Source organism: Bacillus sp. LBA3-1-1.1 (assembly GCF_040676495.1).
Taxonomy (GTDB): Bacteria; Bacillota; Bacilli; order Bacillales; family Bacillaceae_G; genus Bacillus_A; species Bacillus_A nitratireducens.
On record NZ_JBEGIB010000018.1, the window covers coordinates 325,865 to 341,984 of the forward strand.

Here is a 16,120-nt window from a genome sequence, read left to right on the forward strand (position 1 = left end):
ACAAAAATATATACAGAGGTGAGGTGAATAAAGAATGTTTTTCAATTATTTTTACAATGAAACGCAAATGCGCCCTTTAGGAGGGCAGGGTCCTGCGCAAAGCACTATTCAAGCTGTTCATCATGCTATACAAGCACAGCAACAAGCATTACAAGCGCAACACATGCAACAAAGTTATTATCCACCACAGGTGTATTACCCATCACAATCATATTACCCGATGTAGATTACACAAGAATGGAATTTGTTTTCGAGCGTTATCGTATGAAACTGTATATGTTTTATAGCGAACAATGACAAAAGAAAAATAGCTCTTTGATGGGGATAGGCTGCAAAAACATAAATTTCATATTAAAAAAAAGAAAAAAGATTACCTGTATCCTAAGAGGCAATCTTTTTTGAGTTGTTTGTAATGGCTCATTACAGGTTTTAAATACTATTTAGTGTTATTTCTACTTTCCAAAACCTGCTCCATATTATTAGTCGCCCATTCCATCATTAAAAGGATAATTGGACGTAGTGACTCGCCGAGTTCGGTTAGCGAATATTCTACTTTAGGAGGCACTTCACGATATACCTCTCGATGTACGATGCCATCTGCTTCAAGTTCTCGAAGTTGAAGTGTTAACATTCTCTGGGTGATATTAGGTTTTAATCTTTTTAATTCATTAAATCGTTTTTTACCATCTAACAAATGATAAAGAATAACCCCTTTCCATTTCCCACCAATAACCTCGACGATAGCTTCTACGGGACAAGAATATTTATTTAAAAATGGATAATTTATATCATCTTCTTTTGAACTAATCATAAAAAGACTCTCCCTTAACAATAGTATCTTTTTTGATACTATAGCACATAAATGTGCGTACTTGTAACGTTGATACTTAAAAAATATAATTTAGTTGAATAATAAATTAATGAAAAGAGGACTTTTTATGACTAACACAAAACAAAAAATTATGGAAGCTTTTCACTTTAGACATGCATGTAAAGAGTTTGACCCTATGAAGAAGATTTCAGAAGATGATTTTAAGTTTATTTTAGAAACAGGAAGATTATCTCCTTCTTCTTTTGGATATGAGCCTTGGAAATTTATTGTGGTACAAAATAAAGAATTAAGAGAAAAACTATTACCATATTCATGGGGAGCAGGTGGGCAACTTTCAACAGCAAGTCATTTTGTCATTGTTCTTTCAAGAAACATCAAAGATATGCACTATGATGCAGAGTATATTCAGCACATGATGAAAGATATTATTGGATTGCCTGAAGAAGCTCAACAGATGAGATATGAATTCTTCAAAAAATTCCAAGAATCGGATTTTAAATTGTTAGACTCCGAACGTGCTGTATTTGATTGGTCATCAAAGCAATCTTATATTGCTTTAGCTAATATGATGACTAGCGCAGCTCAAATCGGTATTGATTCTTGTCCAATGGAAGGATTCGATAAAGAAAAAGTAGATTCTTTACTTCGTCATGAAGGAATTTTAAAAGATGATAATCTTGAGGTGTCAGTTATGGTTGCATTCGGATACCGTAAAGGAGAACCAAAATTTAATAAAACAAGACAAACTTTGGATACTATTGTTGAATGGATTTAATAAGATAAATTTGTATCCATATAACGAAAAAAAACGCTATCCTTTCTATAGAAAGGATAGCGTTTTTTTATGTCTGTATTTAAATTTAGCGAGAATGCTTTGTGAATAGTTGAATTGCTTTTTCAGGTACATAGAATTTCCCGTTGCTTTCTACAACGATGCCTCCTAATTCATAATCTTTCCCACCAATATAGATAATGTTTTTATTCACAAACAATTTGGCCTCCGTATTATTGCGCTTTACTACAAGCACCGGATTAAGTGCATCTTGCTTGTCAATCGTTACATTTGCACCAATTTGTTTAAAGGATGTTTCAGCATCTAAGAATAATTTTTTAGTTATTTCTTCTAATTGAAAGCCCATTGCTTTGGCCATTATTTTCGCAATGTCTGTATTTTGGACTAAACCGTATGGCTTTTGAGGGCCGTAAGAGTATAAGAATACATCTTCACCCGTATGACCACCAGTTGTAAAACCGATGTTCGCACGGTTGGCCAATAATTTAGTAAGGATTGGACCTACATTAGTTTTCTTATTTGCAGTTTTTAACTTTTCTCTTTCATCATTAGTTAGGTTGTCTAAACCGTAAAGTGCAGCGACCTCTTTTATATTAGATAAATCATCTTTTAGTTTATTTGTAGCACCTTCAAGTGTCATTTTCGCCTTTTTTAGTGGGTCAATGTAAGCTGATACTGGTGTGGTATCATATCCTTTTGTTGTATTACTGTTACCAATGGAAATACCGCTATTACCATGATCCGCTAATGCAATGACCATAGTGTTACCATCTTTCTTCGCAAATTTTAATGCTTCTGTAACCGCATTATCAAATGCCAATACATCGCTAATCATCCCAATTGGGTCATTTGCATGTGCTGCCCAATCTGCCTTACTGCCTTCTACGAATAAGAAGAAACCATCTTTATCTTTTGATAATGTTTGAATTGCTTTGCTTGTCATCTGGGAAAGAGTAGGCTGCTTAGGATTGGTTATTTTACGATCCATATCGAACGCAAGGGCAGTATTAGAGAAAGAACCCCAGATTTTATTTGATTTGGAGTTTAATAACGCATCTTTTGTTTCGACAAAGTCGTAGCCTTTATCTTGAATTACCTTTACTAAATCTTCGTTGTCTTTACGAATTCCATTGCTTGTCATAGGAAGAAGTGCTGCTTTTCCACCACCTAATACAACTTCTATATTTTGATAAACTTGCTGTTCACCAAGTACTTCGAAATTTTTACGGTTAGCATGGTGAGCAGAGAAACTAGCCGGAGTAGCATGCTGAATTTCTGACGTAGCAATGATTCCTGTCGCGCGTCCGGAACGTTTTGCGCCTTCTAAGACGTTGGCAACTGGACGAAACTTGCATTCTTCTTTCATTGGTTCTAAGCCAGGTGAATTCACAACAGAAGGTAATACGCCCACGTAACCTGAATTTGATTTGTTTCCTGTCGCTAAAGCTGTGGCTGCCGGTGCAGAGTCCGTAATAGCAGATTCTGCGGAATACGTACGAACACCTCCAGATACAATTTGATCTAGTGCAAGAGGGGAGCCTTTATACCAACGTGCCAATGTTGTAGCAGAAGAACTTGTCCCATCTATAACCATGAAAATTACATTTTTGGGTTGCTTTCCTGACTTCTTTACATCAGCTTTTACCTCGTTAAGGTTCATTATGCTTCCTGCTACTAATGAACCTAGTGCTACCATTCCCGCTAATGTTAGTCCCATTATTTTTTTACGAAGATTAGTCATTGTGGTTCCTCCATAGGTTGTTTTCGATATCCCAATCTACCGTTCGTATGTAAACAAGATTTATTATTAGTAGTACCCTATTGCAACGAAACTAACAATAACTATTAAGTCAAAAAGTTAAATTTAAGCTACTTATTCAGCAATCGCTTCTTCTCATATAAAACCTTTGTGCATCTTTAAGTTACACAGTCTTTCCTATAAAAAGAATCTTCTCTTTATTTTATGGGAAACATTAGAAAAAGGATGGTGGGAACATGACAATTGATCGAGTTTGTACAATTGGGCCAGCGAGTAATAATGAAGAAACATTAGCGCAGTTAATAAACAATGGTATGAAAATTGTTCGTTTGAATTTATCACATGGCACGCATGAAAGTCATAAAACAATCATGCGTTTAGTAAAATCGTTAGACGATTCTATTAAAATTCTAGGGGATGTACAAGGTCCTAAAATAAGATTGGGTGAAATGAAAGAGGAACAAATTACACTTGAAGCAGGGGCGTTATTTACTTTACATACCAATCCAGTTCAAGGGAATAAAGAAGAAGCAAGTGTTGATTATGTGGGGATTGCGAATGACGTAAAAGTTGGAAGTAGAATTCTTATTAATGATGGAGAAGTTGAATTAATTGTTGAAAAGGTAAGTACGGAAAAAATAGAAACAAGAGTAAAAACAGGTGGCAATATTTCCTCTCATAAAGGGGTGAACTTACCAGGTACAATTGTTAGTTTACCGGCTATTACCGAGAAAGATAAAAAAGATATTCAGTTTCTTTTGGGAGAGGAAGTTGATTTTATTGCGTGTTCTTTCGTTCGAAAAGCTAGCCATATAAAGGAAATACGAAGTTTTATACATGAACATAAAGAAACATCTCCTAATTTAATTGCAAAAATAGAAACGATGGAAGCAATCGGGAATTTTCAAGACATATGCAAAGAAGCGGATGGCATTATGATTGCAAGGGGAGATTTAGGTGTGGAATTACCGTATCAATTTATTCCGCTTTTGCAAAAAATGATGATTCGTGAATGTAATCGAACGAATACATATGTCATTACAGCGACACAAATGCTTCAATCTATGGTAGATCATTCTATTCCTACAAGAGCTGAGGTGACGGATGTATTTCAAGCTGTACTGGACGGAACGAATGCTGTTATGCTTTCTGCTGAAAGTGCGTCAGGGGAGCATCCAATCGAAAGTGTGAAAACGTTACGTCTCGTTTCGGAATTCGCTGAGCATGTGAAAAAAGATGGGCCTTTTGCGATGAAAGATGTACTGGAATTGCTGCATAAGTCTCTTTAATATGAAAATTTATATTTATCGTTTATAGTATTAATGGAATACATATGCTGAACCAGCAAGAATTTGTTGTTCTTTCTGTATGAATTTAACTTTTTATGGAAAGATATGTTAGTAAGTATACGATTTGAACGTTCTATTTTTTAGAGTGTAATAGGAGGAGAATGAATATGTCAGATATTGAAGTAGGCGAAGTTTTTAGCCTTAGCGACGAGAATAATGAAGAACAAGAAGTTGAAGTACTTGGAGCGATGGATGTCGAAGGAGCAGAATATATTGCGGTTGCCTTTGTTGAAGATATTCAAACAGAAACTGAGGAAGACATTGATATCTTCTTTCTAAAAGTAGAAGAAGATAGTGAATTCTCATACATTGAGAGTGACGAGATATTTGAAAAAGTATCTGCTGCGTTTGAGAAGATTTTGGACGAGCAAGAACAAGAATAACAATAAAAAGAGTTAGACAAAAGAGGGAGATACATATCTGCCCTCTTTTTTTGTATATGGTTGAAAAATATTTCTCTAATTTCTGTTTTAATCATAAAATTCTTTTGTGTTCACGGAAGCAGCATCTAATAGAAGGAAAATCGACGCTATAATATGTATAGCGATTTGTATATAGGGAAAGAAAGCAACTAGAATAGTGAGGATTCCTATATAATTAGCATAGGTTTTCATGCCTTCCTTTTTAGCTAATAAAATTGTAATGATATGTAAAGTAATTACTATAAGTAGTGGTATCCCGTATAAGTCAACTAGTCCTTGAAATAAATAACAAGGAATTAATAAAAGGTGGGAGATACCTGTAGTCCACTTCAATGTTTTTACGACTGCCCTCAAAGTTAATTCCTCCTAAATAATATGTACGTATGAATATGTTACCAAATATAGTGGTGAATGGATATGTTTTTTGTGATTCACATTTATAGAATTCTATAATAATATTATGTAAACTAAATAGTTCTTTATTTGTGCACTAGAAAAACCACCCAAATGAGGGTGGTGCTTATTATATATATTTATTAAATGTGTTATTTTCCAAGGAAGAGAGGGAAATCTTCACTTCAGTACCTTCCTTCATATTACGCAATACAACTGTTTCTGTAGATAGTTCCTCTTCACCTATTATTAGTACATACGGGATATTTTCTTTATTGGCATAATTAAGGGCACGTTTCAATTTACGCCCGGCTAGTTCAAGTTCGATTTTTAAGGAAGTAGTAGAACGTAATTGCTGGGCAATTTGTAAGCATTGTAATTCTGTCCCGAGTGGGATGATAAAAAGATCTGCTGTAGATGATATGGTTTCTTTCTGTGATAGTGCTGTATAAATAACGTCTAATCCGAATGAAATCCCTACAGTCGGATAGTTCATATTATCACCACGGAATGCTCCGATAATATTATCGTATCGACCACCGCTACCGATGCTAGATGTAATGCTAGCGTCTTTTAGAAAGATTTCATACACGGTACCTGTGTACATTGTGAGTCCTCGCGCTAAAAATGGATTGAATATAGCATCTTCATTTATTCCGAGAGCGATTAAATAGTGCTGTAATTGTTGTAACTCGTCTACTCCATTGACAACGAGTGGATTATTGAAAGTTTCTTTAAAGTCAGCAATTGTAAGCTCTAGACAAGATAAAACGGTATTACATATCGTATCAGCCATTTCTTCAGAAATTCCGCGCTCTAATACATCTTTTCGTACACCATCAATCCCAATTTTTTCGATTTTGTCTAATGATAAAATTACGTTACTCGTTAGTTCAGTAGGGATGTTAATCGCCTGAAGAATACCGTTTAACAATTTTCGGTTATTATATTGGACCGTTACGTCTAAGTTTAACGTTCGGAACAGCTCAAACGCCATGCTCATGAGTTCAGCTTCCGCCATGACTGATTCTACACCGACTATATCAACGTCACATTGAATGAACTCACGGAATCTTCCTTGTTTAATTGGCCCATCTCGAAATACTTTCCCAATTTCATAACGTTTAAAAGGAAGGCGGATGTTCGGATTCATTGCCACGACTTTTGCGAATGGAATTGTTAAATCGTAACGTAAGGCAAGATCGCGTTTTCCTTGATCCTTAAGTGTATATATTTCTTTTAAAATTTCATCGCCACCACCATACTTGTAAGACATAAGCTCATACATATTTAACGTTGGTGTCTCTAACGGTTTACAGCCATAACGTTCAAACGTATCTTCACAAGCTCTTTTAATTTTATTTCGTAATACTTGTTCCTCTGGTAAATAGTCTTTCGTTCCTTTTACATTTTTCATTTCCATTGTAATCTCTCCTTTTTTAAATTAAAAAAAGCTATGCAGGTATAAAAATACCCACATAGCTTTATGAACGCTTCGTGGGTCAACAGGAAAAGCCCTGTACCCACGAAGAAAAATTTTTCTTCGGATACACGGCGTTACGTATGATGATGAAGTTGGAAAGAAGTATTAAAATTTCGCATTACAAATCTCTCCTTAACATAAGTTTTTCCAAATTATATCAGATGATTTTTGAATTATCAATATTTTTAGTTTTGAAATATACGTGAAGTTATGTAGGAGGAATGGAAAAGGGTGTATAATATAATAAAACTTAATAATATGAAATAACCTTTTAAGGAGACCGCTATGAAAAAAGATAAAACTAATGCGATGCGAATATTAGATAAAGAAAAAATTGAATATTCGATGATGTCATATGATCCGGACGATGGAAAAATTGATGGCGTATCAGTGGCAGGGAAAATTGGACGAGAAGTGAGAGAGGTATATAAAACGTTAATCGCTCAAGGGAATAGTAAAAATTATCACGTTTTTATCATTCCAGTAGATGAGGAACTAAATTTAAAAGCTGCCGCAAAAGCAGTAAGTGAAAAGAAAATTGAAATGATTCCAGTAAAAGATATTACGAAAGTGTCAGGATATATTCGCGGCGGTTGTTCACCAGTAGGAATGAAGAAGTTATTTTCTACATGTATTGATGCGAGTGCTCAATCGCTTGAAACGATCATTGTAAGTGGCGGGAAAATTGGCGTGCAAATTGAGCTGAAAGTGGATGACTTGGAAAAAGTGACGAGAGCGCAGTTTGGTGAAATAACGAAGTAAATAGTGAAATTTAACAGGATATAGCATCCTTACATATTTGAAAAAAGAAGTGCTAGTAAACCAGTGAATTTGAAATACAATCTTTATTAAGGCTTAATTTCTAAAGAATACTTTAATATCAATCCCACAGCATATTTATAATATGTTGTGGGATTTTTTTATTTGAACCTCTAAAAATGAACAACTTCATTATTTTTAAAATAACGTGTATTGAAGGGGAAAGATAAAACTTTTAATAGGTATATCATTATATAACTTCAAAGAGAACTCATTGAAATCCATATACTGAACTAATTCTAGTTCAGTATATGGATTTCTGTTTTTTTAGCTGGTTATTCCATTTGAAAACAATTTTTTTCATCTATTACACTTTAAAAAACGAACATTTTTAGTTATTTAAATAAAAATGTTCATATTTTTGTTGTATATTCACTAAAAGTTTGTTATATTACCAATATAATAATTTTAAATAACATCACTCGTATATACTCGGTAATATGGTCCGAGCGTTTCTACCTAGTTCCCAATGAAAGAACTGGACTATGGGTTAAAGTATTCGGTCGTTAGTTGTACTGAGCCGCTACCGATCTATAATTTAGCAATGGCCTCATCTTTTGCTTAATTAACTTTGACTACCGTAGTTCTAGAAAGTAGAGATTCTTCTACAATTTCTAGAGCTTTTTTCTTTGGACCAAAACATCGAGTATAGAAAACAACAAGAGAAAGAGGAGAGATTATTTATGAAGAAAAATCTGTTGAAAAAATATGGTGCCCTAGCAACTACTATCGCATTATCATTCTCAATACTTGCAGGATGTAATGCTAGTCCAAAACAAGTAGCTGAGGCGAAAAGCAATCAAAACCCTATCTTAATTCAAGGCCCAATGCCAATAGAAGCTGAAAAATTTGCAAAAAGGTTAAAAAATGTGAAAGAAGAAAAATCTGGGAGTTTTGTATTTTATAAAGGAACTGTAGACAATTATCCTGTAATCGTTGCGAAAACAGGTAAAGGAATGGAAAATACAGCAGCCGCTACAGCAGTGGCTATTGAAAAATATAAGCCTAAGGCGATTATTAACCAAGGAACATCAGGTGGACACGATCCTAATTTAAATGTATTTGATATTGTGTTAGGAAAACAAGTCGCGAATATAGGTTCACTAAAAACAACAAATATGAATGAGAATCAAGGAATTGAACCGGAAAAATGGATATCTATGGACCTGATGGCTTCTGAAGGGAGTGCAGGAGAAGATCCAAATGCTGAGAAAATCCGATACTACGAGGGAGATAAGGGCTTACTTGCAGCAGCGAATGCGGTAAAAGACACATATACAAAAGGTAAAGTAGTGGAAGGTACGATTGGTTCAGCAGATGTTTGGAATAATGAAGTTGATAGAATTAAATGGTTCCATACAAAATACGGTACATCTGTTGAAGAAATGGAAGGCGCTGCCGCAGCGCAAATCGCCAAAGCGTATGACGTACCATTTTTAGGGATTCGCGTATTATCTAACAATAAAACAAACGGCGGAAAATACAACCCAAACACAGCAGCGGCAAATCAAGAATATGTATATGAAGTAGTTAAAAAGTATATAGATTCGATGCCAAATAAATAGTAGTAGTTCTGTCCAAATATAAAAATGTTATCATTACTGCACAATGTGTTGTGAACTCAGAATTACCAAAGTTTCTTTAATTAAAATAGATTGGTGCCTTACATGGTATCCAATCTATTTTTGTATTTATTCTTCAGAGGAAGAAGGGGTTTACACAAAAAAATAAAGACAATTATAGAAAAAGGAAAAGTCGAACTATCATCTTAATTTTTATTCAAAATGTTTTTTGAACGATTTATCGAATATGCATAATTGCATGAAAAAAATTGAAATTTATAAGTTAACATTAAACTACTTTTTAATTGTAAAGAATATTTTAATAACCTTTACTAGAGAAGGATATTTCTTGTGAAAAGTGAAATTGCTTGAAAAGTAGATAAATCAAAAGTGTGGAAATGATACAGACCCAATAGAGTTTTGTATTAAATAAAAAGAAAAGGGTGGGTATGGCTTTCTAAAAGTTTTTGGGGGTTAGAAAGCATTTTTTAGTTAATAGCTTCAAATTATATTTTAAAGGGGAAATGGGTATATGAAGTTCCGAAACACAAAACTTGCTATGGTTACACTATCTTCGTTTTTTATTTTAGGTTCTGCATCTCTATCATTTACAGATATCATACATGGTGAAGTAGTTTCTGCATCTCCACAAGTAGATACGTTTTCAGCACAAGAGATTACTGTGAAAAACTATGACGATACATATTATAATAATGCAATAGGAAAAACGGGTTTAGAATTAAAGAAGGAACTTCATAATATTATTGATGATCATACAAGGTTATCATACAGTGCGGTTTGGGAAGCACTAAGAGATACTGATGAAGATCCAAATAATAAAAACAATGTGATACTCTTATATACTGGGCGTTCGCAAGGAAAACTTACGAATGGTTCAGGAGTTGATAATTGGAACCGAGAGCATGTTTGGGCAAAATCTCACGGTGATTTTGGAACGACTGCAGGAGCTGGAACAGATTTGCATCATTTAAGAGCGACGGATGTATCTGTAAATAGTTCACGTGGAAATCTGGATTTTGATAATGGTGGTGTGAATCATTCGGAAGCGACAGAATGTAAATACGATAGTGATTCTTGGGAACCTCGTGATAGTGTAAAAGGAGATATCGCTAGAATGCTGTTTTACATGGCTGTTCGTTATGAAGGAGACAACGGCGAAATAGACTTAGAATTAAATGAAAAGGTGAATAACAATAAAGATCCATACATGGGCAAACTATCCGTTTTACTAAAATGGAATGAACAAGACCCTGTCGATGATTTAGAGCGAAAGCGTAATGAAGTGATTTTTACAAAATATCAACATAATCGCAATCCTTTTATTGATCATCCTGAATGGGTAAATAAAATTTGGAATTAAAATATTTAAAGGTATTTTACTTTGAGAGAAGGGATTGATCACTATGATTAATCCCTGTTTATATCTATACTAGAATAAGTGATTTTTATAGGATTGGAGAATAGAATAGATATTTTATTAAGTTAAGTATAATATGAGTCTTTTAATACGGTCCCCATTCAATATTCACACCAACAATAAGAAAAATAAGTCCAATGATAAACCAAATGAATGCAAGTGGAGCCATAAATCGAATCCATTTTCCGTAAGAAATGCCGCTCGCTGCGAGAACGCCCATTAAAACACCGGAAGTTGGATTGAGGCAGTTCACTACACCTTCTCCAAGCATAACAGCTTGTACTGTAACTTGGCGTGTAATGTGCATGAAATCGGCTAATGGAGCCAATATCGGAATGAAAATAACAGATTCTCCTGTCCCGGATGAAATGAGGAAATGTAATGCGGCACTACTTACATACATGCCGAGAACGCCAAATACAGGGCTATGTCCTTCGAGAGACTGTGCTAGCTGATTAACAATTGTATCAAGTAATTTGCCTTGTTCTAAAATGACTGAAATACAACGAGCCATTCCGACGATCAAAGCACCGTATATGAGATTTTGGCAACCTGATAGAAAAGTAGAAGCGATATCGTTTGCTTTCATACCACCTATTATTCCCGCTGTAATTGCTATGAATATAAAAGTAGCGGTCATTTCTGCGTCCGTCCAATGTAGACGAAAAGCGCCTATTAAAAATGCAATTAATGATAAAGCTGAAACGAGTAAAATTAATTTATGACGTATTGTCCAAGGAACTTCTGTTTTCTCTGTTTCTTTCTCACTTGAAAGAGCATTACTTGGAAACCAGTTATCTCCGAGTATGCTGCCTTTATTCGATTTTTTTAAGCGTTTTATATACCAATTAATATATAAAATGGTGGCAATTAAAAAAGAGATATAAATTGCCGTACGTAAACCAATCCCTGAAAACATTGGAAGTTCTGCGATCTTTTGTGAAATGCCTAAAGGTGAGGGAGATAAAATAGTAGCATTAAAACCAGCATAAGTGCCTAAATAAATAATTGCTACGCCGACGATAGCATCCCATTTTAATGTGCGTGCAACGATGATGCCGATGGGGATAAAGCCGATAACTGAGTTCACGATAATACCAGTCGTTCCGAGAATAGAAAAGAGTGCGGCGACAATACAAATGAAAAGTAATTGCTGATTCCGAAATTTGTTAATTACATGATAGATTAAACCGTCAAGAGCACCTGTTTTTTCAAGAATTGCAATGGCTCCACCTGTAAATAAAATTAAGAAGATGATAGGAGCAGCAAGTGTCATTCCTTTTTCAATAGCGGTAAAAAAAGAAACAAACCCTACCGGCGATTGTGGAACAGAATGATAACTTCCTGGTATTGTCGTTGTAACAGTACCATTTGTGACTCTTTTAAATTCTCCAGCAGGAACGAAATATGTAGCTATTGCACAAAGTAAAGCAATAAAAAATAGTAGTACGTACGCGTCAGGCATTTTAAACTTTCGTTTACTAGGCTGTTTTTTTGCCTCGGTCTGTAATTGCATAAAACCCCTCCTTTTTCACTTGGTTAATTTTTAATATTCTGAAATTTATCTGTGGAATAGATTATAATAAAGGTGGCTTCTTAAGGCAATAGTTTTTCTGTCCTTTTCTTACACATACAAATTATTGCAACATTAGACAGGGAAACGAAAAAAATCCAAGAATATGTAATATAAAAAGAAAAGAGGGAACGAGATGTGGAAAACTACGGATCTATGTGATGAATTTGAAAAGGAATTACAAATATGTCGCCAGTCTTTTCAGTCGTTTGGGAAGAAGGAACAGTTTTACGGGAAAATTGCAACGGTAAAAGTGAAGGATGATAATGTACTAGTGAAGGAAGGATTGCAAACACTACCAGAAGGAACGGTATTAGTTGTTGATGGCGGAGCGTCTACGAATTGTGCGTTACTTGGCGATAATTTGGCAGCTATTGCGGAGGAAAGAAAGTTGGCAGGAATTATTGTGAATGGATATGTTCGTGATTCTAGTGAACTAAAGAATATTAATATTGGTATTTTAGCATTAGGGACGATGCCAAATAGAAGTGTAAAAGAAGGAAAAGGAGAGCGGAATATTTCATTGCAATTTGGACAAGTAGAATGGAAGCCGAATGAATATGTTTATGCGGATGAAGATGGCGTCATTATTAGTGAAAAGAGTTTGCATCGTTAAAGGTTAGTAAGTTACTATTCTTAGAAAATAAATCTGATAAAGCATGGACAAAAATATTTGTCAATAGTAAAATAATACAGAAAATCAAAATTTGCAGAATGTATAGGTTTATCGTTTTACGATAACTGAAATGGAAGTAAGTAGTGCCTAGAAAAGTGAATGTTATCACAATGATACGTTCATAAACGAAATTATTTTTCCTATACAAATATAGCCGCGAATAATGCGGATAGGAGGTGTTGTGCATTTTGTTCGACACTTACAAAAAGAGAGTGTCAATCACACGCCCTTAAAGGGTCTTTTTTTGTGTAAATGTTAGTAAGGGAGGGAATTTTGGAATGGCAATGTTAAAGAAATGGCTGCTTACATCATTAATGGCAGTGGCACTTGTATTTGTTTCTTTTGCGAATACAGTACATATTACGTTTGCTGAAGGAAAGACAGCGAAACTTGCAATTATTGGTGAATCACAAAAAGGAATTATGTTATGTCCAAAAGAAGTTTCGATTGAAGATGGAGAAACAGCTTTTAGTTTGTTGCAAAAAGTCATGGGTGACAAAGTAATATCTGAAAGCATGTCATTTGGAACGTATATAAAGGGCATCGACGGATTAATGGCCGGAGCAACGAGCGGTTGGTTGTATGATGTAAATGACAAATCTGCAGAAGTTGGGGCAGATAGTTATAAATTAGAGTCTGGGGATGTTGTTGCATTTCGTTACGTTGCGGACTGGAGTAATATGAGTCAAGAAACGTTGCAACAAACGTTAGATAAATTTGGCACTTGTAAAACTGTAGAAGAGCCAAAGACAGAGGAACCGAAACCAGAGGAACCGAAAACAGAAAAACCAGATGGTAAAACAGAGGAACCAAAACCAGAAGAACCGAAAACAGAAAAACCAGACGGTAAAACAGAAGAATCAAAACCAGAAGAACCGAAAACAGAAAAACCAGAAGATAAAACAACAGAACAACCAAAGCAAGAGAAAGTTGAAATTCCAGCAGCACAATTAAATGAAGCAATTTCTAAAACGTCAGAAAAGATGTTACAAGATGGAATTGGTAGTGATTGGGTTGCGATTGGACTTGCTCGTTCAGGTGTAAATATTCCACTTGAAACGAAAATAAACTATGTTCAGCCAGTAGCTGAAAAGGTTAAGAAGCGTTTAAATCGTTTTTCAGCAACAGATTTAGCTAGAACGATTATTATGATGAATGCAATGAATGTAGATCCTACAAAGGTAGAGGGACAAAATTTAGTACAAAATTTATTTGAATCAGATAAAGTGAATTCTGTTACAGGATACGCATTTACATTACTTGCATTAGATACAAAGAAATATGAGGTTCCGGCCGAAGCGAAATGGAATCGAGCTACTTTAGTACAAGCACTTTTAAACACGCAGCATACAGACGGTGGCTGGACGTATGATAGTTCAAGTAGTAAAGAAAGTGCTAGTAACGTTGATGTAACAAGTATGGTATTAGCAGCATTAGCTCCTTATCAAGATCAAACGGATGTAAAGCCAGCTATCCAAAAAGCTGTTGATTATTTATACAAGCAGCAGCTAAGTAATGGTGGTTTTGCCGCTGATGGACAAGAGAATTCTAATAGTACTGCACAAGCAATTATTGGACTATCGCTAGTTAAAGATGTAGATCACGATCGTCTTAATAAAGCAGTACAAAATGTAATGTCATACCAGCTTCCAAATGGTGAGTTCAAATGGTTACCGAGTGATCAAAAAGGTAGCGGAATGGCTACAGAGCAAGTATTTTTAGCGTTACTTCAGTTTAAAGATCTTGGAAAATCGATTTATGATTGGTCAAATGTAGTAGAGAATGAAATCGATACGAAACCAATTGTAGAGCCAGAGACAACTGTAGAAGAAAAAGAAGTTGTAGAACAGCCGAAACAACAAGAAGAGTTACAAAAACAACCAAAAGATGAAAATCTAAAAGTTGTTGTAGATAACGAACGAGTTAATAAAGAAACAAACAAGAATAAGAATCAATTACCACAAACAGGAGCAACTTCTCATAGTGCAGCTACACAAGTAGGTATGGGTGTATTATGTATCGCTTCTGCATATGTATTATGGAGACGTAAAGCAGCTTAACAAAAATTAGGAGCAATCATTTGCTCCTAATTTTATTATAAAAGTGAGGCCTAATAATGAGTGGGGATGAACAAAATCTCCACTTATTAAAGTTTCACTTTAATAAGAAAGGTGAGGGACAGCATGAGTAAGATGAAATGGTTCATTTCTTTAATTCTTTCATTGGGATTATTAGCCGGATGTGAAGAAACGGCTGTAAAGCCTGAGAAGAAGGTAGAACCGAAGCAAGAAGAGCAAAAAGAAGTAGCGAAACAGGAAGAACAAAAAGATGTACCGAAACCGGAAGAGAAACAAGCTGAACCGGAACAGAAACCACAAGAAGAGCAGAAAGATAAACAAGAACAAAAAGTAGAAGAGAAACAAAAAGAAGAAAAAGCGCAGGAACAACCTGAAGTAAAGAAAGAAGAGAAACCAAAGGAACAGCCTGCTGCAAATAAACAACCGGAACAAAAAGTACAAGAAGAGAAACCACAGCCGCCGAAAGCGCCAGAAGTAAAAGAAGAAGCAAAGGTTGTTAATCAACCGAAAGAAACACCAAAGCAGGAGCAAAAGGAAGATCCGAATAAAGAGGAGAAAACGATACCGACTCCGGCAGTACCAACTCCTGAACCACCAAAACCAAAACCAGTACCAGTACCGCAAGCGAAACAAGTTACTATCTCCGTAAAAGGAAATGAAGGATACTTATTAGGTGCGAAAAAGGTTGATGTACAAGAAGGCGACACTGTTTATAGTGTGCTAACGGGCACAGGATTAGATGTTGATGCGAGTGGATCTAAAGGTGATGTTTACGTAAAAGGTATTGAAAATTTATATGAAAAAGATGTAAATGATAATAGCGGATGGAAATATCGTGTGAACGGATCGTTTCCAAACCGTAGTGCTGGTGTAGTTACAGTTAAACCAGGAGATACAGTTGAATGGGTGTATGTATACTAAATTAAGAAAGGATCTTCGGTAA

The 16,120-nt window shown here is 35.1% G+C and carries 15 protein-coding genes and 1 riboswitch; of the genes, 10 read left to right on the forward strand and 5 right to left on the reverse strand.

Annotated features, from left to right (window positions below; translation table 11 throughout):
- Positions 1-67: 67 nt before the first annotated feature.
- Positions 68-226: a DUF3947 family protein gene (locus MRBLBA3_RS16520; protein WP_363382413.1), complete on the forward strand. Its 159-nt coding sequence runs from the start codon at positions 68-70 to the stop codon at positions 224-226.
- A gap of 210 nt (positions 227-436) precedes the next feature.
- Here the strand turns inward: MRBLBA3_RS16520 and MRBLBA3_RS16525 are convergent, their stop codons facing one another.
- On the reverse strand, positions 437-811 hold the full coding sequence (locus MRBLBA3_RS16525; RefSeq protein ID WP_000625800.1) for a winged helix-turn-helix transcriptional regulator: 375 nt from the start codon (positions 809-811) through the stop codon (positions 437-439).
- 109 nt (positions 812-920) lie between these two features.
- On the opposite strand from MRBLBA3_RS16525, the gene MRBLBA3_RS16530 reads away from it, so the two are divergent.
- Positions 921-1,607, forward strand: coding sequence for an NAD(P)H-dependent oxidoreductase (locus MRBLBA3_RS16530; RefSeq protein ID WP_373560912.1), 687 nt, complete (start codon positions 921-923; stop codon positions 1,605-1,607).
- Positions 1,608-1,692: 85 nt separating this feature from the next.
- Here the strand turns inward: MRBLBA3_RS16530 and MRBLBA3_RS16535 are convergent, their stop codons facing one another.
- Entirely contained in the window at positions 1,693-3,366 is a 1,674-nt protein-coding gene (locus MRBLBA3_RS16535; RefSeq protein ID WP_363382330.1) for an alkaline phosphatase, read from the reverse strand.
- Between the two features lie 254 nt (positions 3,367-3,620).
- Here MRBLBA3_RS16535 and MRBLBA3_RS16540 point away from each other — a divergent pair, with 254 nt between their 5' ends.
- Together MRBLBA3_RS16540 and MRBLBA3_RS16545 are read left to right on the forward strand one after the other, a co-directional pair.
- A complete protein-coding gene (locus tag MRBLBA3_RS16540; protein ID WP_363382332.1) occupies positions 3,621-4,673 on the forward strand; it encodes a pyruvate kinase in 1,053 nt (350 codons plus the stop codon).
- A 167-nt stretch (positions 4,674-4,840) separates the two neighbouring features.
- The gene (locus MRBLBA3_RS16545; RefSeq protein ID WP_001279875.1) at positions 4,841-5,116 is read left to right on the forward strand and encodes a DUF1292 domain-containing protein; all 276 of its coding nucleotides are present in this window, start codon (positions 4,841-4,843) and stop codon (positions 5,114-5,116) included.
- Between the two features lie 87 nt (positions 5,117-5,203).
- On the opposite strand, the gene MRBLBA3_RS16550 is transcribed toward MRBLBA3_RS16545, so the two are convergent.
- Positions 5,204-5,509: a hypothetical protein gene (locus MRBLBA3_RS16550; protein WP_363382335.1), complete on the reverse strand. Its 306-nt coding sequence runs from the start codon at positions 5,507-5,509 to the stop codon at positions 5,204-5,206.
- A gap of 169 nt (positions 5,510-5,678) precedes the next feature.
- Positions 5,679-6,971 carry a histidine--tRNA ligase gene (locus tag MRBLBA3_RS16555; RefSeq protein ID WP_363382338.1) on the reverse strand — a complete coding sequence of 431 codons (1,293 nt, stop codon included), beginning with the start codon at positions 6,969-6,971 and terminating at the stop codon, positions 5,679-5,681.
- Positions 6,972-7,316: 345 nt separating this feature from the next.
- Here MRBLBA3_RS16555 and ybaK point away from each other — a divergent pair, with 345 nt between their 5' ends.
- From ybaK to MRBLBA3_RS16570, 3 genes are all read left to right on the forward strand, one after another.
- Positions 7,317-7,793 carry a Cys-tRNA(Pro) deacylase gene (ybaK, locus tag MRBLBA3_RS16560; protein ID WP_000710871.1) on the forward strand — a complete coding sequence of 159 codons (477 nt, stop codon included), beginning with the start codon at positions 7,317-7,319 and terminating at the stop codon, positions 7,791-7,793.
- A gap of 459 nt (positions 7,794-8,252) precedes the next feature.
- A riboswitch (purine riboswitch) is annotated at positions 8,253-8,356 on the forward strand.
- Positions 8,357-8,533: 177 nt separating this feature from the next.
- Positions 8,534-9,415 carry a 5'-methylthioadenosine/S-adenosylhomocysteine nucleosidase gene (locus tag MRBLBA3_RS16565; protein WP_000739901.1) on the forward strand — a complete coding sequence of 294 codons (882 nt, stop codon included), beginning with the start codon at positions 8,534-8,536 and terminating at the stop codon, positions 9,413-9,415.
- Positions 9,416-9,944: 529 nt separating this feature from the next.
- Positions 9,945-10,793, forward strand: coding sequence for an endonuclease I family protein (locus MRBLBA3_RS16570; protein WP_363382343.1), 849 nt, complete (start codon positions 9,945-9,947; stop codon positions 10,791-10,793).
- A gap of 142 nt (positions 10,794-10,935) precedes the next feature.
- Here MRBLBA3_RS16570 and MRBLBA3_RS16575 read toward each other — a convergent pair whose 3' ends face one another.
- Entirely contained in the window at positions 10,936-12,366 is a 1,431-nt protein-coding gene (locus MRBLBA3_RS16575) for a YfcC family protein (protein WP_363382346.1), read from the reverse strand.
- 193 nt (positions 12,367-12,559) lie between these two features.
- Here MRBLBA3_RS16575 and rraA point away from each other — a divergent pair, with 193 nt between their 5' ends.
- From rraA to MRBLBA3_RS16590, 3 genes are all read left to right on the forward strand, one after another.
- A complete protein-coding gene (gene rraA, locus MRBLBA3_RS16580) occupies positions 12,560-13,039 on the forward strand; it encodes a ribonuclease E activity regulator RraA (RefSeq protein ID WP_363382348.1) in 480 nt (159 codons plus the stop codon).
- Positions 13,040-13,377: 338 nt separating this feature from the next.
- Complete coding sequence (locus MRBLBA3_RS16585; RefSeq protein ID WP_363382351.1) at positions 13,378-15,159, forward strand: DUF4430 domain-containing protein; 1,782 nt, start codon at positions 13,378-13,380, stop codon at positions 15,157-15,159.
- A gap of 123 nt (positions 15,160-15,282) precedes the next feature.
- The gene (locus MRBLBA3_RS16590; RefSeq protein WP_363382354.1) at positions 15,283-16,098 is read left to right on the forward strand and encodes a DUF4430 domain-containing protein; all 816 of its coding nucleotides are present in this window, start codon (positions 15,283-15,285) and stop codon (positions 16,096-16,098) included.
- Positions 16,099-16,120: the final 22 nt, after the last annotated feature.